Here is a 19,121-nt window from a genome sequence, read left to right as displayed (position 1 = left end):
GTCCACAAGGTTCTAAAGTGCAAAACACCTCAGGGGGTGTTGAGATTCAGGTCAGGCCGAGCCGGAGCCGAAGGCGGGCGCGAAGCGACCAAACTGCGTGGCTTCCGAGAACCGGAGCGGAGCGTACTTTTGGGTACGTGAGCGCCGGAAGCGCAGGAAGCCGCCGTTTGCAGGCCGGCATCCCCTGAATATCAATATATCCTAAAGTGAGGCATCGGTCAGCGACTTCTCCAGCCCCGACAAATGGATGCCGCATTCGGTCTTGGCGTGCCCGGCCCAGCGGCCACTGCGCGCGTCGTCGCCCGGCTGCACCGGCTGCGTGCAAGGGAAACAGCCGATCGACAGATAGCCATAGGCGACGAGCGGGTTTTCACGCAGCGCATGTGCGCGCATGTAGCTGGCCTGGTCTGATGTCGTCCAGTGCGCCAGCGGATTGATGCGGATGCGCGAGCCGACCGCCTCGAACACCGGAAGCGCTGCCCGGGTCGCGGCCTGGAAGCGCTTGCGTCCGGTGAACCAGGCGCGGAACGGCTCGACGCCGCGCGCCAGCGGCTCGACCTTGCGCACGTCGCAGCAGGCGTCGGTATCGGTCTCGTTCAGATTGCCGGTCGGGTCGATCCTTGCCAGCGCCGCATCGTCGGGCCTGATCACCCGGATATCGGTCAACCCGAAATCGGCGACCAGCGCGTCACGATAGCCGAGCGTTTCCTCGAAATGCTTGCCGGTGTCGAGAAAGATCACCGGCAGCGTGCGGTCGAACTCCGCGATCATGTGCAGCAGCACCGCCGAATCCGCGCCGAAGGACGAGACGGCGGCGATTTCGCCGTGAAAGAATTCCCGGGCCGACCGCTCGATAATCTCCAGCGGCTTTAGATGGCCATAGAGCGCGTCGAGACCCGCCGCTTCGGCGGCGATGCCGGCCTCGACGTCGATGATCCGGTCAAGCGGCCTTGGTTTCGCCAGCATAGAGCGCCTCCTTGAACGGCGCGGGACCGACACGGCGGTAGGCGTCGATAAATCTTTCGTTTCTGTCCAGCCGAAGCCCGAGATAGGTCTCGACGATCTGCTCGATGGCATCGGTGATCTCTTCCGAACTGAAGCCGCGGCCGATGATCTCGCCGACCGAGGTGTTCTCGTCGGCCGAGCCGCCGAGCGTCACCTGGTAGAGCTCGGCGCCTTTCTTCTCGACGCCGAGGATGCCGATATGGCCGACATGGTGATGGCCGCAGGCATTGATGCACCCGGAAATCTTCAGCTTCAATTCGCCGATCTCGCGCTGGCGCTCCAGCGAGGCGAAGCGCCGCGAGATTTCCTGTGCCACGGGAATCGAACGCGCTGTCGCCAGCGCGCAATAATCGAGGCCGGGGCAGGAGATGATGTCGCTGATCAGGTTGGAATTGGCCGTCGCCAGCCCGATATCGACAAGCGCGTCATAGACCGCCTTGAGGTCGGCACGCGCGACATGCGGCAGGATCAGGTTCTGCTCGTGACTGACGCGCAGCTCGTCGAAGGAATATTTTTCGGCAATGTCTGCGACCGCTTCCATCTGGCTGTCGGAGGCGTCGCCGGGCGTCTCGCCAATGCCCTTGAGCGAGATGGTCACCGCCGCGTAGTCGGGATGGCGATGGGTGACCACATTCTGGTCCAGCCATTCGGAAAAGCTCTTCGAGTCGAGCCGGGCAAGCTTGACCGCCTCGTCGCCTTCCGGCCGATCGACAAGCGCCGGCGGCGCGAAATAGGCGTCGATGGCGCGGATGTCTTCTTCCGGCAGCCTCAGCTCGGCGTCCTTCAACTCCTGCCATTCGGCCTCGACCTGGCGGGTGATCTCCTCGACGCCGGTCTCGTGGACCAGGATCTTGATGCGCGCCTTGAACTTGTTGTCGCGACGGCCGTAGAGGTTGTAAACGCGCAGGATCGCCGTGCAGTAGGACAACAGATCCGCTTCGGGCAGGAAGTCGCGGATCTTCTTGGCCACCATCGGCGTGCGGCCCTGGCCGCCGCCGACATAGACGGCGAAACCAAGCTCGCCGGCGGCGTTCTTCTTCAGATGCAGGCCGATGTCATGCGTCTGGATGGCGGCGCGGTCGCGCTCGGCGCCGGTCACCGCGATCTTGAATTTTCGCGGCAGGAACGAAAACTCCGGATGCACCGACGACCATTGCCGCAGGATTTCGGCATAGGGGCGCGGATCGGCAACCTCGTCGGCGGCGGCGCCGGCGAAGTGGTCGGCGGTGACGTTGCGAATGCAGTTGCCACTGGTCTGGATGGCGTGCATCTCGACGCTTGCCAGGTCCGCCAGGATCGCCGGGATGTCCGACAACGCCGGCCAGTTGAACTGGATGTTCTGGCGGGTCGTGAAATGCCCATAACCCTTGTCGTATTTGCGTGCGATGTGGCCGAGCATACGCAGTTGCTTGCTGTTCAGCGTGCCGTAGGGCACGGCGATGCGCAGCATATAGGCATGCAGCTGTAGATAGACGCCGTTCATCAGCCGAAGCGGCCGGAACTGGTCCTCGGTGATCTCGCCGGCAAGCCGCCGTGCGACCTGGTCGCTGAACTCGGCGACGCGGGCCTTGACGAAATCGTGGTCGAACTCATCGTAACGGTACATTTTCAGGTCTTTCCGGGCGCGTCCGCCCGTTATTTTCTTCGTTCGAGCACGATCGGGATCATGCTTGTGTCATCTATGCCGCGCGTGCGGCCTGCGGACGGGCCTGCTTGCCCAGATCGTGGCGGGTGGTCGGGCCGGCGGCACGGATCTTTTCGCGCAGCCGGACCGCCTCGACAGTGCCGTTGACCACAGTCACGTCGATCAGATTGACGTCGACCACCTCGTTGTCGGCGGAGGCCTTGGCGCCGATCGCCTCCAGCCGGTCCTCGGCCGCCTTGTCATGGGCGATGTCGGCATGGTCGATGATCTCGGCCCAGCCGCCATTGGCGTACCAGACGGCTATGCCGTCGGCGAGACGGTTCGCGGTCAGCACTTTCATTGGTTCACTCCTTCCGCGGCAGCACGGGCCACGCTGTCCTGCCTGTGTGCGGCCAGCGGCTCGGACCGTTCGAAATTGGCGCCGGCGACGGCGTCGCCGATGATCGTCATCACCGGGCCGCTGAGGTCGGCGCGCGCCTCCAGCGACGGCAGGTCGGCGAGCGTGCCGTGGAAACGGCGGCGGTTGGCAAGACTGGCATTCTCGACCACGGCGACGGCCGTGTCCGGCGACAGGCCGGCTTCGATCAGCCGGCCGGCGACCTCGGCGGCGACCGAGCGCCCCATATAGACGGCGACCGTCGCGCCCGAAATGGCGAGCTTTGCCCAATCGGGCAGCGAATTTCCCTTGAGGTCGTGGCCGGTGGTGAACACCATCGACGACGACACGCCGCGCAGCGTCAGCGGCAGTTCGAAATCGGCGGCGGCGGCGAAGGCCGCGGTGACGCCCGGAACCACTTCGTAGGCGACGCCGGCATCGCGAAGTGCCGCCATCTCCTCGCCGGCCCGGCCGAACACCAGCGGGTCGCCGGACTTCAGCCGCACGACGCGCTTGCCGGCGTGGCCAAGCTCGACCAGCAGCGCATTGATCTCGGCCTGGCTCTTGGAATGGCAGCCCTTGCGCTTGCCGACCGGCAGGCGTTCGGCATCGCGGCGGCCCATGGCGACGATGGCCTCCGGCACCAGCGCGTCATGGACGATCACGTCGGCTTCCATCAGCAGGCGATGGGCGCGCAGCGTCAAAAGGTCCTCGGCGCCGGGACCGGCGCCTACAAGCGCGATATGGCCCGATGCCGGTTCGTTCGAAAGCAACAGGCCGACGGCGGCATCATGCGCCTGCGAAAGCTCGCCGGCCTCCACGGCACGGGCCGGCGCGCCGCCAAAGAAATCGCTCCAGAAGCGGCGGCGGGCATTGCCCTTCGGCAGCAGCTTTTCGGCGGCGCCGCGAAACGACGCGGCAAGTGCCGCGAGCGGCCCGAGCGAGGGCGACAGCATGCGGTCGATGCGGCTGCGCAGCATCTGCGCAAGCACCGGGCCGGCACCTTCCGTGCCGATGGCAATGGCGACCGGCGCGCGGTTGACCAGTGCCGGCGTGAAGAAATCGCAGAGCTCCGGCCGGTCGACGGCATTGACCGGAATGCCCAGCCGGCGCGCATCCCCGGCAACGCGGCGGTCGAGCGCCTCATCGCCGCTGGCGGCAAACACCATCACCGCACCATTGAGATGTGCTGCATTATAGGCGTCGGCAATGTGGGTGGCGCCCGTCTCGGCGATGCAGGCCAGCAGATCGGCGCTTGCGGCATCGCTGACGATGCGCAGCACAGCGCTCGACTGAGCGAGCAGCCGCGCCTTGGCCAGCGCTTCCTCGCCGCCGCCGACGATGGCGACGGCTTCGCCCTCGACCCGCATGAAGACGGGAAAGGCATTGAGCTTAGGCTTGGCTTGCGGCATGACGAGCGGAATCCTGGAACCGTTTGCCAGTTCTACGCGGGGGCGCGAAAAACCAGAAGGCACCCACTCGCGCATCGCTTCGTAGCAGGCAATCTCTTTTCTGCAAGCATAACGGCCAAGAGAAAAATATTCCACATTCAGATGCGGAGCGGATTGAAGCTGCTGTTGCGGCCCTTGATCCGCTGCCTTTCTAGCGGCTTGCCGAGCCAGCCACAAAACAGATTTTTCCAATTTCTACCAATTTAGTAGATTAAAGCCGCCGCATGCCAGCCGAGCCATCAAAGACAGCCTGGCGCTCTCGCCGGCTCCTGTCGGAGATACCGGGTCCGAGTACCGGAACATTCACGCCTCGGCACGCGTTTGCTCTATAGGGCCAAGCCCGGTCATGCCCCTGCGGCAAAGGCCCGGCTATGGGCTTGAAAAATCAAAAAGGAGCGCCCCATGAGCAACGTCAGACTGAAACGCGGACTGTGGATCGTGGTGGCAGATGGCGAAAAGGCGCTGTTCCTCGAGAACCGTGGAGACGTCCAATATCCCGACCTTCAGGTCGTGCACGAGATGGAGCAGGAAAATCCGGCAACCCGAGAGCAAGGCACGGACCGCCCCGGCCGCTACAGCGACGGCCCTTCCGTCCACCGCAGTGCGGTCGAGGACACCGATTGGCACCGCCTCGGCAAGGAGCGTTTTGCCGACGAGATTGCCGACCGGCTCTACAAGCTCGCGCATCGCGGCACCTTCAAGGAGATCGTGCTGATCGCACCGCCGCCAGTGCTGGGCGACATGCGCCGGAAACTGCACAAGGAGGTCACCGACAAGATAACGGCCGAAATTCCAAAGACGCTGACCAACCACAGCATACCCGATATCGAGAGCCTGCTGCAGGCGACCTGATCGGGCATCGGCGGTGCGTACATTCCTTATTGATCGTGAGGCTGAAGCAGCCCAGGGCAATCGCATCAGGTTTGTGCTGCCCCTCACCCTTACCCATTCCGGGGCGAGCCGCTTGTCTCGCCCGTCCTTCGGCCCCCCGTGAAAGACGGGGAGAGGGGGTTGCCAGCGTTGCGTCCAAGCCCCTTCTCCCTGTCACTTACGGGGAGAAGGTGCCGGTAGGCGGATGAGGGGCAGCGTTCCGCCCTCCCACCCCGACGCAAGGGTGAGGAGAGAAACACAAGGCGGCACGTTCACCCTCCAAGCCTCGCTCCGGAAGATGTCGAAATGGGCCTCCTTCGCCACGTTCCAATCGGTTCAAAGCTGACCGGGGGCCGGATCACGGCGACAAAACGTACTGTCGGTCGGGATGCGCCAGCATCGTCATTGACCGTCGAGCATCACGGCCATGCAGATGGTGTCGACATAGCGACCATCAATGCAAACGCTACGCCTGAGGACACCTTCCGTAACGAAACCAGTTTTCTCATACAGCGTTATGGCCCGGCTATTATCGGCGTGCACCGAGAGTTCAACGCGAACGAAGTTTTCTTGCCGAGCCTTTTCTAAGGCGGCGGTGATAAGGCGACGGCCCAATCCTTGTCCACGATAATCGGGTATGATTCCTATCGCTAAACTTCCGCGATGAGCGTGAGATGGAAAGAAATGGCGGGTGATGTCGCACCATCCCACAACGCGGTCTCCTTCCGTCGCCACGATATGCGGGTTTCGCTGCTTAATCATATTCAAAACGAAATCGCGTGTCTCAGGAAGCGGGAACGCTTCAAGCATGGTCAGGTATTTTCGCTCCCGCGCGACAACGTCGAGAGCCGCATGGAAACTCTCAATGTGCTCTGCGGCTGTATTGGCGATTTCAACCATACTTCCTCCAAGGTTCTCCGCTTTCCCAAAGTCTTTGTCGAAGATTGTCTCATCCGCAAGCGCCCGGCTTCAAAAACGCCTGTGGCGCAGTAGGAGGCTGCCACGATCTGACAGGACACGGGTTGGCGAATCGTGCCTGATGCGTCGCACCCATCTTCCATCCCGAGGACCGCTTCGGTCTGCTAACGGATGAATCCCAGTTCTATCAATGCACAATTAGCAGCGTCTGCCTGCGCGAACGGGATAAGCCCTTTTCCGTATCAATCGCCTGCCTAGAGCAGGCCGCGCCGGGTGGCAACGCTTACCGGCTCTCTGCCTTTTGCTTCTTTGCCATCGATTTCATGGGGATTGCGGGTTGTCTCGCGACTGTCCGAGCCCCCATACTGCCGAGGCGGCGGCTTTCGGGCGGCGCACGTCCGACATGGCAATTCCTGAAGGCGCTCCATAGACAATGCCGCATGACACGCCCCTTATCGCCACCATCGTTGCCGGTCTGGGGCTGGCTTTCGTCTTCGGCGCACTTGCCAACCGTTTTCGCGTGCCGCCGCTGGTAGGCTATCTCATCGCCGGCGTTCTGGTTGGACCGAACACGCCGGGTTTCGTTGCCGATGCCGGCCTCGCCAATGAACTGGCCGAGATCGGCGTCATCCTGCTGATGTTCGGCGTCGGCCTGCATTTCTCGCTGAAGGACCTGTTGTCGGTCCGCGCCATCGCCGTGCCCGGCGCCATCGTGCAGATCGGCTTCGCGACAGCCCTTGGCGCCGGCCTCGCCTGGATGCTCGGCTGGTCGATGGGCGCCGGGCTGGTCTTCGGCCTGGCGCTTTCCGTGGCCTCGACCGTGGTGCTGTTGCGCGCGCTGCAGGAGCGGCGGCTGATCGAGACCGAGCGTGGCCGCATCGCTGTCGGCTGGCTGATCGTCGAGGATCTGGCGATGGTGCTGGCGCTGGTGCTTTTGCCGGCATTGGCCGGCGTGCTCGGCGGCCAGGAGCAGGTGGGGGTGCACTCCGGCGGTCTGCTGTCGCTGCCGGCGAGCTACGGCGTCTGGGGCGTCGTCGGCATCACACTGGCCAAGGTCGCGGCCTTTGTCGTGGTCATGCTGGTGGTCGGCCGCCGGCTTATCCCCTGGATCCTGCACTACGTCGCCCATACCGGATCGCGCGAACTGTTCCGGCTGGCGGTGCTTGCGATTGCGCTTGGCGTCGCCTTCGGCGCGGCCAAGCTGTTCGGCGTGTCGCTGGCTCTCGGCGCTTTCTTCGCCGGCATGATCATGAGCGAATCCGAGCTCAGCCATCGGGCGGCCGAGGAATCGCTGCCGCTGCGCGACGCCTTTTCCGTGCTGTTCTTCGTTTCGGTCGGCATGCTGTTCGACCCGTTCAGCCTGATCAGCAATGGCTGGCCGATCCTGGCGACGCTGGCCATCATCGTTATCGGCAAGTCGCTGGCAGCCTTCGTCATCGTCGTCGTTTTCCGCTATCCGGTCGCAACGGCATTGATGATTTCGGCAAGCCTTGCCCAGATCGGCGAATTCTCGTTCATCCTGGCCGAACTCGGCGTCGGGCTGAAACTGCTGCCCGAACAAGGCCGCGACCTCATCCTCGCCGGCGCCATCCTGTCGATCGTCCTCAATCCGCTGATGTTTCTTGCCGCCGACCGGATGAAACCCTGGCTGGAAGCACGCGCCGGCAGGACGGCGCCGTCCGGCGAAGCAAGGCCGATCGGCCCGGCGACCGAACCCGGCCAGGTGGCTTCGGTCGCGGCGCCCGCGAAGGAGGATGGCCCGCCGCCCAGGACGAGGCTGACCGGCCACACCATCCTGATCGGCTACGGCCGCGTCGGCAGCCTCGTCGGCGCGTCGCTGAAGCAGGCCGCCCTGCCCTTCCTCGTCATCGAGGATGCCGACAAGACGTTGGCGAAGCTCAAGGCCGAAGGCGTCGAAACCGTGGCCGGCAACGCGGCGAATGGCGACGTGTTCGCCGCATCCAATGCCGAGGGCGCGAAGCGGCTGATCCTGGCCATCCCCAACGCCTTCGAGGCCGGGCAGGTCGTGCTGCGCGCCCGCGCCGCCAATCAGACAATCGAGATCATCGCCCGCGCCCATTCCGATGCCGAGGTCGAGCACCTCAAGGGCCTTGGTGCCGACACCGTCATCATGGGTGAACGCGAGATCGCCCGCGGGATCGTCGAGGAGGTTTTGGCAGCACCGAAAGCGCCCACGGCAGCCTAAGCCTGCGCTGCCCCGCCAGCGTAGCGGTCAAGCCCCTTCTCCCCGTTCTTCACGGGGAGAAGGTCCCGGCAGGGGGATGAGGGGCAGCGTCAACGATTGATCAAAACCAACCGCTCAAACGTGCTGGCCGCCGTTGATGTGGATTTCTGAGCCGGTCACGTAGGACGCCTGCTGCGAGCACAGGAAGAAGATGATGTCGGCGACTTCCGCGGTGGTGCCGAGCCGCCTCAGCGGAATGGTCTCGACGATTTTTTCCGTGCCCGGCGACAGGATCGCGGTGTCGATCTCGCCCGGCGCAATGGCGTTGACGCGAATGCCGTGCGGACCGAAATCATGCGCCATCTCGCGCGTCAGCGAGCCGAGTGCCGCCTTCGAGGTCGCGTAGGCGGTGCCGGCGAAAGGATGCACGCGGGTGCCGGCGATCGAGGTGACGTTGACGATCGAACCCTTGGCTGACGCCAGCTCCTTGAACAGGCCCCGCGCCAGCATGATCGGCGCGAAGAAATTCACCTGGAAGACGTCGCGCCAGACATGCATCGGCGTGTCGATCGAGTTCATGCGGCTGTTGCCGTCCTTGAGCTTCGGCGAGATGCCGGCATTGTTGACCAGCGCGTGCAACTGCCCGCCATGGGCCTCGAGCCGGTGGCGGATCTCGGAGATGGCGATGCCGACATCTTCCTGGTCGGCGAGATCGACCTTGATGTGGTCTTCCGGGCCGGCCGGCCACGGGCAGTCCTCGGCAAAGGCCTGGCGCGAGCAGGTGATGACGCGCCAGCCTTCACGTGAAAAGCGCTTGACCGTGGCATGGCCGATGCCGCGGCTGGCGCCGGTCAGCACGATGGTTTTTCTGGTGTCGGTTTCGGCCATGTCGCGTCTCCAGTGACGTGATCTACCCGAATATCGTTACGGTGGCGAGGGCCGTGCCGACCGATGCCAAATGACAGACGATATCTTCAATAGCAGGTGGGGCATTCGTAGCGCAGTTTGAGATTTACGACGAACATGAGGAGCGCCAGCACCCAAAGAACAGTCAAGAACACGATACGATTTCTTCGCATCAAGCGTCCAAAAAGCCACGCCAGACCATACGGTATGAGAAGCCCGGCAACGAAAGCGCCTACCATTCCGCCGATCCTCTCGTCGAGAAGATATGCCGGATCAGTTCTGAGGTTGGGTGCTTGTCGGAACAAGATAGCGCTTGCTGTCATGGCAATCAGCAGCGACCATTGTTCAAAGCTCAGACGGTTAAACCTACCAACGGCTTCCATTGCTCAAGCTTCTCCGGTCAATCCTTGCCGATCTAAGGGTGAGCACGTTTTTTGCCGCGAACAACGACAAAGTCAGCCGCCTGTCAGAATATCGAGGATCGAGGTCTGCCGCTTCTTGACCGGGCCGCCGACATTACCGGGCGGCACCGGGTGCTTGATCGATCCGGTGGCGCCGTCGACCCCCGGCATGGCCAGGCCGCCGACATCGACCGTCTCGGCAGGACGCACTGGACGCGAAGCCGACTGGGTAGCTGCCGCAGGCGGCGCCGATTGGCCAACGGAAGCGACCGGCGCCGGCGGCGCCGTGTCGGACGGTATGTCATCCGGGACGATGGTGTCGGGTGGCGTCGACTTCCACGTTCCAGGCAGCGGCCGCACCGGCACGCCCTCATGCGCGGCGACCATGAACTCGTGCCAGGCCTGCGCCGGCAGTGCGCCGCCGGTGACCTTCTTCATCGCGCTGCCGTCATCATTGCCGAACCAGACGCCGGTGGTCAGATTGGCGGTATAGCCGATGAACCAGGCATCGCGCGAATTCTGGCTGGTGCCGGTCTTGCCGGCCGCCGGCCAGGCGAACGCCGCCTTCCTGGCCGTGCCGATCTCGACCGTGCCTGTCATCATCGAGTTCATCATACCGACGACATCGGGATTGACGACGCGCGGCGCACCGCCGCCATTGTTTTCGTAGAGCACCTTGCCGTCGCTCGTCGTGACGCGGCGGATGAAATGGATGTCAGGCCTATAGCCGCCATTGGCGAAGGGAACATAGGCCGAGGTCAGTTCCAGCGGCGTCACTTCCGAGGTGCCGAGCGCGATCGATGTGTTGGCCGTCAGCTCGGACTGGATGCCCATGCGGTGCGCCGCCTCGACCACCGCATTCGGCCCGACTTCCATGGTCAGTTGCGCGGCCACCGAGTTCAGCGATTTTGCCAGCGCCGTCGCCAGCGTCACCTTGCCGAAATATTTGCCGCCGTAATTGTCGGGCGTCCAGTTGCCGATCTTGATCGGCGCGTCGTTGCGCACGCTGTCCGGCGTGCGGCCGGATTCCAGCGCCGCCATATAGACGAACGGCTTGAACGCCGAACCGGGCTGCCGGCGCGCTTCCGAGGCGCGGTCGAACTGGCTGGTCGAATAATCATAGCCACCGACCATGGCGCGCACCGCGCCGGAATTGTCGATCGACACCAGCGCGCCCTGGCTGACATTGAGCTTCTTGCCGCTCTGGTCGATCAGCCTCCGGATCGATTGCTCGGCGAGCTTCTGCAGCGTCAGATCGACGGTCGTGTCGACGACGATGTCGCGGCGCACGTCGCCGATCAGGTCGGGCAGTTCTTCCATGATCGTATCGGCGACATAGTTTTCCGAGCCGGTCCAGTAGGACGGCGCGCGTGTCGCCGGCGCGCTCATCGCCGTGGTCATCTCCTTGGCGCTTATCTTGCCCTCGTCGCGCATCGCGGCGAGCACCAGCTGCGAGCGCTGCTCGGCCGCCTTTGGGTCGCGTGCCGGCGACAGCCGCGACGGCGCCTTGAGCAGACCGGCGAGAAGTGCCGCCTCCGACAGCGTGACGTCGCGCGCGCTCTTGCCGAAATAGCGGCGCGAGGCCGCTTCGACGCCATAGGCGCCCGAGCCGAAATAGACCCGGTTGAGGTACATTTCGAGGATCTGGTCCTTCGTATGCTTGTGCTCGAGCCACAGCGCCAAAAGCACTTCCTGCACCTTGCGCTCCAGCGTGCGGTCCGGCGTCAGGAACAGGTTCTTGGCCAGCTGCTGGGTCAGCGTCGAGCCGCCCTGCGAAAAATGCCCGCCGAGCACATTGGTCATCATTGCCCGGGAAAGGCCGATCGGGTCGATGCCGAAATGCGAATAGAAGCGGCGGTCTTCGATGGCGATGACGGCTTCGGGAATATAGGGCGACATTTCGTGCAGGCCGACGGCCTCGCCGCCGCTCATGCCGCGATTGCCAAGCAGCTGGCCGTCGACCGAGACGATCTTGATGTTGGGGGCGCGGTCGGGAATGGCCCAGGTGGTGGCCGCCGGCATTTTCGCGCCGTAATAGACGACGATGCCGGCAGTGGCGATGCCGCCCCAGATGGCCAGCACGAAGCACCAGTAGAACAGCCGGCCAAGCACACCGAACACGCCGCGCCGGCCTTTGCCGCGCCCGCCACGCGACGGCTTGGCCTTGGACGATTTGCGCTTTGCAGCGGCTTTTCGGTTGCTCGGCACGACGCGGTCCTCCTCGCTTACCGAAAAACCGGCCGAGGATCTCGCCCCCGGCGATGCCTCGAAGCTGGGCTCGATGCGGCTGTCTTTCCGGTTCGCCATGCGCTGTGCTGTCTTCCCCATGCCTATGGCGTTCGGGTTGAAGACTAGATGCGGCGATTTAAGGGCGGGTTAAGTCGGGAAAAATCGAAGTAAACTGTATTCAATCACTTGCGAAGCACGCGCGGCCCGCGACAGCGCCAAAGCCAAAGCCAAAGCCAAAGCCAAAGCCAAAGCCAAAGCCAAAGCCAAAGCCAAAACGAAAAACCCGCCTCGGCGGGCGGGTCGTTGGCGCCAATGAGCACCATAGTGGAATTAGTAGCATAGCTGCCGGCACAAAGCAAGAACAAAATACGCTTCGCCTCAGAATAATCACTTCAGGTCGGCGGTTGCGACAACCCTCAGTCGTCCGCGTCCGGGTCGTCGGAGGCCGGCCGCCAGCTGATCGGTTCGATCTTCTTTTGCGTATGGCCCTCCGTATAGGCCCACCAGCCGGCGTCGCTTTCGTCCCAGTCGCCGCCGGCCGCCTTCAGCCGGTCGAGCGAACGGTATTGCGCGATGCTCTCGTTCATCACGCCGTCGCTGTCCTGCCAGTAGACGGTGACCTTGGAGCCGTCCTTCGGTGCCGTCTCGATCGGTTTTCGCGCAGCCATTTTCATTCCTCCCGGTGAAGCGAACGGAACGCCGGGACAAGCGCCCGGTTCCTGGCCGATGGCCTTTGTAAGAATTCGCTCCGGCGAGACATATGGCGTGGTTTTCGAGAACCGGAGCGCAGCGGACATTTGGGTCCGTGAGCACCGGAAGCGGAGAAACCTGCGCCAGATGGCCGCCGGAGTAGAATTATCATGAAGGCCATCAGCTGTGGGCGAAGATATCCTCCTCACCCCAGCCCATCAGGTCGAGTTTCGCACGCGTCGGCAGGAAGCGGAAGCAGGCATCGGCCTCCCTGGTCCGGTTGTCGCGCGCCAGCCGCGCGCTCAGCACGTCGCGCAGCCGGTGCAGGTAGAGCACATCGGAGGCGGCATATTCGAGCTGCTCGGGCGACAGCGTCTCGGCCGCCCAGTCCGAGGATTGCTGCGCCTTCGACAGGCCGACCCCGAGAAGCTCGAAGCAGATGTCCTTCAGCCCGTGCCGGTCGGTGTAGGTGCGCGTCAGCCGCGACGCGATCTTGGTGCAGAACACCGGCTCCGGCATGACGCCAAAGGCGTTGTAGAGTACGGCGAGATCGAAGCGGCCGTAGTGGAAGAGCTTGGTGATGCTGCGATTCTTCAGCAGGCTGACGAGGTTCGGCGCCTTCCTCTGGCCGGGCGCGATCTGGATGACGTCGGCCGAGCCGTCGCCCGGTGAGATCTGCACGACGCAGAGCCGGTCGCGATGCGGGTTCAGCCCGAGCGTCTCGGTGTCGATAGCGACCGCCCCGACATCGTAATGCAGCAGGCCGGGCAAATCGTTTTTGTGGAAACGTATGTCGCTCATCGTCTTCTCCGGTCGCGGCCCCGTGCAGCGATACGCGACGGGCCGTGCCCGTCCTTGCCGTGATCCGGTGAAAAATCAACACAAAGTTGATTGTGACGCAATTTCAGCGTGTCAGCGCCTCGAGAATGCGCGCCCAGGAGCGCTGGCCCTTGTGGAAAGAGCTCATCTCGTACTTCTCGTTCGGCGAGTGGATGCGGTCGTCGTCAAGACCGAAACCGACCAGCAGCGATTCCATGCCGAGATAGGTCTGGAAATCGCCGACCACCGGGATCGAGCCGCCGCTGCCGGTCACCACCGCCGGCTTCGGCCACTCGTCGGACAGCGCCTGCTTGGCCTTGGCGAGAAAGGGCGAGTCGTAGGAAAGCTGGATCGCCGGCGAGGCGCCGTGCGGATGGAATTCAACCGAGCAGTCGGCCGGAACGCGCTGCCTGACGAATGCCTGGAAGGCGGCGCGGATTTTTGCCGGATCCTGTTTGTGGACGAGGCGGAAGGAGACTTTTGCCGAGGCTTGCGCGGCGATCACCGTCTTGAAGCCCTTGCCGGTATAGCCGCCGATGATGCCGTTGAACTCGGCCGTCGGGCGCGCCCAGGTCAGTTCGAGCACCGAGCGGCCCTTTTCGCCGGACGGAATCGACAGGCCGATCGGGCCGAGGAAGGTCTCGGCGGTCTCGCCCAGCGACAGCCACGACTGCAATATCTGCGAGGGCGTTTCCTCGACGCCGTCATAGAAACCCGGAATGGTGACGTGACCATCCTCATCGTGGATGTCGGCCAGGATTTTTGCCAGGATGCGGATCGGATTGGCGGCCGCACCGCCATACAGCCCGGAATGCAGGTCGCGGTCGGCGGCCGTCACCGTGATCTCCTCGCCGACCAGCCCGCGCAGCGAGACGCAGATCGACGGCGTATCGCGGTCCCACATGCCGGTGTCGCAGACCAGCGCGAAATCGGCCTTGAGCTCGTCCGCATTCGCCTCGAGAAACGGTTTCAGCGACGGCGATCCGGACTCCTCCTCGCCCTCGAACAGGATCGTGATTCGGCACGGCAATCCGCCATGCACCTGCTTCCACGCGCGGCAGGCCTCGACGAAGGTCATCAGCTGACCCTTGTCGTCGGCCGCGCCGCGGCCGGTGATCACCTTGTGGCCGGGCTCGATCTCCTTGACCGCCGGCGCGAACGGGTCGCTTTCCCACAACTCGATCGGATCGATCGGCTGCACGTCGTAATGGCCGTAAAACAACAGATGCGGCGCGCCGGCTGGCCCGTCGTGATGCGCCACCACCATGGGATGCCCTGGCGTGTCGCGCACGCTGGCGTCGAAGCCGATCAACTTGAGCTCGGCGACCAGCCATTCGGCGGCCTTGCGGCAGTAGGCCGCGTAGTCCGGATCGGTGGAGATCGACTTGATACTGAGCAGGCCGAACAGGCGTTCCAGGCTCTGGTCGAAGTTCTTGTCGAGGCGGTCGAGGACAGGGGAAACTGCGGACATAGGCGGGCCTTTCGATTCTGGCGGCGAATCTAGAGCCCATGCGGCCAAACGGAAAGCCCGCGAACGTTGGGCCACGGGCAGGATCGGGTCGAAAGGCAAAAAAATGCCGCCGTGGTGGAGGGGGAACCACGGCGGCCTTACTCGAAACGATGCGGCAGCCCGGAGAGGGGGGATAGGCTGCCGCAAGTGTCCGGGATAGGCGGGGGACGGGCCTTGCTCCGGACTTCGGCGAAAACTGCCGATGGCGTTTATCTGTGTCTGCGAACGTGGCGATTCAAGGGCACAAAAATTACACTTTTGTAACATAGGCGTGAGCGAACAAAGCTCCGGCCAAGCCGCCAGGCCGGCCAAGCTCACACGCCATTTGTCAGGGTGTTGCCGGAACCCTTGGCGCAAGCCGCCTTTGGCATGGACCGCGGCGCTGCGCCGCGCTATCCCTCGTGCCATGAAAAAAGGCGATCATCTCTTCCTTGTCGACGGCTCCGGCTACATCTTCCGTGCCTATCACGCGCTCCCGCCACTGTCCCGCAAGTCCGACGGGCTGCCGACCAGTGCCGTGCTCGGCTTCTGCAACATGGTCTGGAAGCTGACCCAGGACGCCCGCAACACCGATGTCGGCATCGTGCCGACGCATTTCGCCGTGATTTTCGATTATTCGTCGAAGACCTTCCGCAACGACCTCTACCCCGAATACAAGGCCAACCGCTCGGCGCCGCCGGAAGATTTGATCCCGCAATTCGGCCTGATCCGCCAGGCGACCAGGGCCTTCAACCTGCCATGCCTTGAGACGGAAGGCTACGAGGCCGATGACCTGATCGCCACCTATTGCCGGCTTGCCTGCGAAGCCGGCGCCGACACCACCATCATCTCTTCCGACAAGGATCTGATGCAACTGGTCGGCCCAACGGTTGCCATGTACGACCCGATGAAGGACCGCCAGATCGGCGTTCCCGAGGTGATCGAGAAATGGGGCGTGCCGCCGCAGAAGATGATCGACCTGCAGGCGCTGACCGGCGATTCGGTCGACAATGTGCCGGGCGTGCCCGGCATCGGGCCGAAGACGGCGGCGCAATTGCTCGAACAGTTCGGCGATCTCGATACGCTGCTCGCCCGCGCCGGCGAGATCAAGCAGGACAAGCGGCGCGAATCGATCATCGCCAACGCCGACAAGGCGCGCATTTCGCGTGATCTGGTGACGCTGAAGAACGACGTGCCGGTGACCGAAGGGCTTGACGATTTCGTGTTGCACGCGCCGGACGGTCCCAGGCTGATCGGCTTTCTCAAGACCATGGAATTCTCGACGCTGACCCGCCGCGTCGCCGAAGCGACCGGAACCGACGCGGGCGACGTTGCGGCCACTGCCGTCACGATAGAGCGTGCCGATACCGCGCATGGCCCCGATATGGGTTTTGGCATGCCCGCGGCCGCCGAGAGCGCACCCCCGTCGGACGAAGCGGCTTCCGAAGTCCCGGCCGAAGCCAAGCAAGGCGACACCCCATCGCTGCTTTCGGCGCTTCGCCTGGAGGTTGCGACCGCCCGCAAGATCGACACCGGCGCCTACGCCTGCATCCGCGACGCCGCGACGCTGAAGGCCTGGATCGCCGAGGCGATGGAGAGAGGCATCGTCGCCTTCGACGTTAAGGCCTCCTCGCCCGATCCGATGCGGGCCGAACTGATCGGCCTTGCCATGGCCGTCGCGCCTGGCCATGCCGCCTACGTGCCGCTTGCCCATAAAAACGGCAATGGCGACCTGCTCGGCGGCGGCGCGGTCGACAACCAGATCTCGATCCGCGACGCACTAGCGTTGCTCAAGCCGCTGCTCGAGGACAAATCTGTCCTCAAGATCGTGCACGACATGAAATACCGCCTCGTCGTCATGAGCCGTCATGGCATCGAGATCGGCCCCTATGACGACACCATGCTGATCTCCTATGTGCTCGAGGCCGGCACCCATGGTGGCCATGGCCTGGAGGCGCTGGCCGATAAATGGCTCGGCCACGCGACCATTCCGCTGAAGGAACTGGCCGGTTCGGGAAGAAACTTCGTCGGCCTCGATCAGGCCGACCTCGGCAAGGCGACGGCTTACGGCGCCGAGCACGCCGACGTCGCGCTCAGGCTCTGGCAGGTGCTGAAGCCACGCCTTGCCGCCAAGGGCCTGGTCTCGGTCTATGAACGGCTGGAACGGCCGCTGGTGCCAGTCCTGGCACGGATGGAACAACGCGGCATCTCCGTCGACCGGCAGATCCTGTCGCGGCTCTCCGGCGAACTGGCACAAGGTGCGGCGCGGCTCGAGGACGAGATCTACCAGCTGGTCGGCGAGCGCATCAACATCGGCTCGCCAAAACAGCTCGGCGACATCCTGTTCGGCAGGATGGGCCTGCCCGGCGGTTCGAAAACCAAGACCGGCCAATGGTCGACCTCGGCGCAGCTTCTCGAAGACCTCGCCGCCGAAGGCCACGAATTGCCGCGCAAGATCGTCGATTGGCGCCAGCTGACCAAGCTGAAATCGACCTATACCGATGCCCTGCCCGGCTTCATCCATCCCGACACCAAGCGCGTCCACACCTCCTACGCGCTTGCCGCGACGACGACCGGCCGGCTGTCGTCCTCGGATCCCAATCTGCAGAACATCCCGGTGCGCACCGTCGAGGGGCGAAAGATCAGGACGGCCTTCATCGCCGACAAGGGCAACAAGCTGGTTTCCGCCGACTACAGCCAGATCGAATTGCGCGTGCTCGCCCATGTCGCCGAAATCCCGCAGCTAAAGCAGGCCTTCGCCGACGGCGCCGACATCCACGCCATCACCGCCTCGGAAATGTTCAACGTGCCGGTCGAGGGCATGCCTTCGGAAGTGCGCCGCCGTGCCAAGGCGATCAATTTCGGCATCATCTACGGCATTTCGGCCTTTGGCCTCGCCAACCAGCTGTCGATCGCACGCGAAGAAGCCGGTGACTACATCAAGAAATATTTCGAGCGCTTCCCCGGCATCCGCGACTATATCGACGCCACCAAGGCCTATGCGCGCGAGCACGGCTTCGTCGAGACCATCTTCGGCCGCCGCATCCACTACCCGGAGATCAGATCGTCAAACCCCTCGATCCGGGCGTTCAACGAGCGCGCCTCGATCAACGCACGCCTGCAGGGCACCGCCGCCGACATCATCCGTCGCGCCATGATCCGCATGGACGAGGCGCTGGAGAAGGCGAAGCTTTCCGCCCGCATGCTGCTGCAGGTGCATGACGAACTGGTCTTCGAGACGGCCGAAGCCGAGGTCGAGGCGACGATTCCCGTCGTCTGCCACGTCATGGAGAACGCCGCCATGCCGGCGGTATCGATGTCGGTGCCGCTGCACGTCGACGCCCGCGCCGCCAACAACTGGGAAGAGGCGCATTAACGTCCCGTCTGCAGCCGGCTAAGTCGCGATCCTTCCCACCCCCCTCTGTCCTGCCGGACATCTCCCCCGCAAGGGGGAGATCGGATGTCGCCCCGGCTTTCGCCAACCGTCGGCGTTGCAAAAATGGGCGGTGAAATTGAAGCTGCCAATCTCCCCCCTTGCGGGGGAGATGTCCGGCAGGACAGAGGGGGGCGCTGTCCCGCCAGCATCTCGCGGCTTAGTAAGCCCTCAAGCCGCTTCAGCCAAACACTTCGCACAAGTCCCACGAAACTCGATCACCGCCTTCTTGGCGGCGAAGCCGGTCGAGCGCACCCATTCGTCGAGCCGGTGGCCGACATCGTGGTCGGAGAACTCGGTCACCTGGCCGCAGCTGTCGCAGATGGCAAACGCCGTCATCGAATGGCTGTGGTCGTGCGGCTCGGCACAGGCGACGAAGGAATTGAGGCTTTCGAGCCTGTGCACGAAGCCGGACTTCACCAGCGTGTCGAGCGCCCGATAGACCTGCAGCGGTGCGCGAAAACCGCGCTCGCGCAATTGGTCGAGCAACGTATAGGCGCTGAGCGGCCCGCTGGCGGCCTCGAGTTTCTCGAGAACGCAAAGCTGGTTCTTCGTCAGTACATCCCTTGCCGCCATGATCCCGTTCCAAGCCGCTCCGTGCCGATCACTGCCAGTTCGCATGCAATTCGACCTCTTGCACTGAGATAGCGACGAACTGCTATTTTTGCTACTGTTTCTATTCGCAGCCGGTGGTCGGCTGGCCG

General features: G+C 63.7%; 15 protein-coding genes. 3 read left to right on the top strand and 12 right to left on the bottom strand.

Annotated features, from left to right (window positions below; genetic code table 11):
- Positions 1-201 precede the first annotated feature (201 nt).
- The 4 genes from NKH29_RS20835 to cysG form a co-directional block, all read right to left on the bottom strand.
- Positions 202-966, bottom strand: a complete 765-nt coding sequence (locus NKH29_RS20835; RefSeq protein WP_352816834.1) for a phosphoadenylyl-sulfate reductase — start codon at positions 964-966, stop codon at positions 202-204.
- A complete protein-coding gene (locus NKH29_RS20830) occupies positions 941-2,611 on the bottom strand; it encodes a nitrite/sulfite reductase (RefSeq protein ID WP_023718939.1) in 1,671 nt (556 codons plus the stop codon). The genes NKH29_RS20835 and NKH29_RS20830 overlap by 26 nt, the downstream gene beginning before the upstream one ends.
- Positions 2,612-2,684: 73 nt before the next feature.
- Positions 2,685-2,990 (bottom strand): DUF2849 domain-containing protein, encoded by a 306-nt coding sequence (locus NKH29_RS20825; protein WP_023718938.1) that lies wholly within the window; start codon positions 2,988-2,990, stop codon positions 2,685-2,687.
- Positions 2,987-4,438, bottom strand: coding sequence for a siroheme synthase CysG (gene cysG, locus NKH29_RS20820; protein ID WP_352592662.1), 1,452 nt, complete (start codon positions 4,436-4,438; stop codon positions 2,987-2,989). Before cysG ends, NKH29_RS20825 begins: the two co-directional genes overlap by 4 nt.
- A gap of 441 nt (positions 4,439-4,879) precedes the next feature.
- Here cysG and NKH29_RS20815 point away from each other — a divergent pair, with 441 nt between their 5' ends.
- Complete coding sequence (locus NKH29_RS20815) at positions 4,880-5,329, top strand: baeRF12 domain-containing protein (protein ID WP_023718936.1); 450 nt, start codon at positions 4,880-4,882, stop codon at positions 5,327-5,329.
- A gap of 420 nt (positions 5,330-5,749) precedes the next feature.
- Here NKH29_RS20815 and NKH29_RS20810 read toward each other — a convergent pair whose 3' ends face one another.
- Positions 5,750-6,247 (bottom strand): GNAT family N-acetyltransferase, encoded by a 498-nt coding sequence (locus NKH29_RS20810; protein WP_023718935.1) that lies wholly within the window; start codon positions 6,245-6,247, stop codon positions 5,750-5,752.
- 451 nt (positions 6,248-6,698) lie between these two features.
- Here NKH29_RS20810 and NKH29_RS20805 point away from each other — a divergent pair, with 451 nt between their 5' ends.
- Positions 6,699-8,471, top strand: a complete 1,773-nt coding sequence (locus NKH29_RS20805; protein ID WP_352789318.1) for a cation:proton antiporter domain-containing protein — start codon at positions 6,699-6,701, stop codon at positions 8,469-8,471.
- Between the two features lie 114 nt (positions 8,472-8,585).
- Here the strand turns inward: NKH29_RS20805 and NKH29_RS20800 are convergent, their stop codons facing one another.
- From NKH29_RS20800 to NKH29_RS20775, 6 genes are all read right to left on the bottom strand, one after another.
- On the bottom strand, positions 8,586-9,338 hold the full coding sequence (locus tag NKH29_RS20800; protein ID WP_023675240.1) for an SDR family NAD(P)-dependent oxidoreductase: 753 nt from the start codon (positions 9,336-9,338) through the stop codon (positions 8,586-8,588).
- A gap of 86 nt (positions 9,339-9,424) precedes the next feature.
- Positions 9,425-9,739 carry a hypothetical protein gene (locus tag NKH29_RS20795; RefSeq protein WP_352495497.1) on the bottom strand — a complete coding sequence of 105 codons (315 nt, stop codon included), beginning with the start codon at positions 9,737-9,739 and terminating at the stop codon, positions 9,425-9,427.
- 72 nt (positions 9,740-9,811) lie between these two features.
- Positions 9,812-12,064, bottom strand: coding sequence for a transglycosylase domain-containing protein (locus tag NKH29_RS20790; RefSeq protein WP_353000496.1), 2,253 nt, complete (start codon positions 12,062-12,064; stop codon positions 9,812-9,814).
- 338 nt (positions 12,065-12,402) lie between these two features.
- On the bottom strand, positions 12,403-12,654 hold the full coding sequence (locus NKH29_RS20785; protein ID WP_353000494.1) for a hypothetical protein: 252 nt from the start codon (positions 12,652-12,654) through the stop codon (positions 12,403-12,405).
- Between the two features lie 202 nt (positions 12,655-12,856).
- Positions 12,857-13,477: a ribonuclease D gene (locus NKH29_RS20780; RefSeq protein WP_352816844.1), complete on the bottom strand. Its 621-nt coding sequence runs from the start codon at positions 13,475-13,477 to the stop codon at positions 12,857-12,859.
- Between the two features lie 103 nt (positions 13,478-13,580).
- Positions 13,581-14,966 carry a M20/M25/M40 family metallo-hydrolase gene (locus tag NKH29_RS20775; protein ID WP_352483602.1) on the bottom strand — a complete coding sequence of 462 codons (1,386 nt, stop codon included), beginning with the start codon at positions 14,964-14,966 and terminating at the stop codon, positions 13,581-13,583.
- Positions 14,967-15,411: 445 nt separating this feature from the next.
- On the opposite strand from NKH29_RS20775, the gene polA reads away from it, so the two are divergent.
- Positions 15,412-18,360, top strand: a complete 2,949-nt coding sequence (polA, locus tag NKH29_RS20770; protein WP_352483603.1) for a DNA polymerase I — start codon at positions 15,412-15,414, stop codon at positions 18,358-18,360.
- A gap of 228 nt (positions 18,361-18,588) precedes the next feature.
- On the opposite strand, the gene NKH29_RS20765 is transcribed toward polA, so the two are convergent.
- Positions 18,589-18,993, bottom strand: a complete 405-nt coding sequence (locus NKH29_RS20765) for a Fur family transcriptional regulator (RefSeq protein WP_023721937.1) — start codon at positions 18,991-18,993, stop codon at positions 18,589-18,591.
- Positions 18,994-19,121: the final 128 nt, after the last annotated feature.

Source organism: Mesorhizobium sp. M1295, assembly GCF_040318135.1.
Taxonomy (GTDB): Bacteria; Pseudomonadota; Alphaproteobacteria; order Rhizobiales; family Rhizobiaceae; genus Mesorhizobium.
This window is presented reverse-complemented; position numbering and strand designations above follow the sequence as displayed.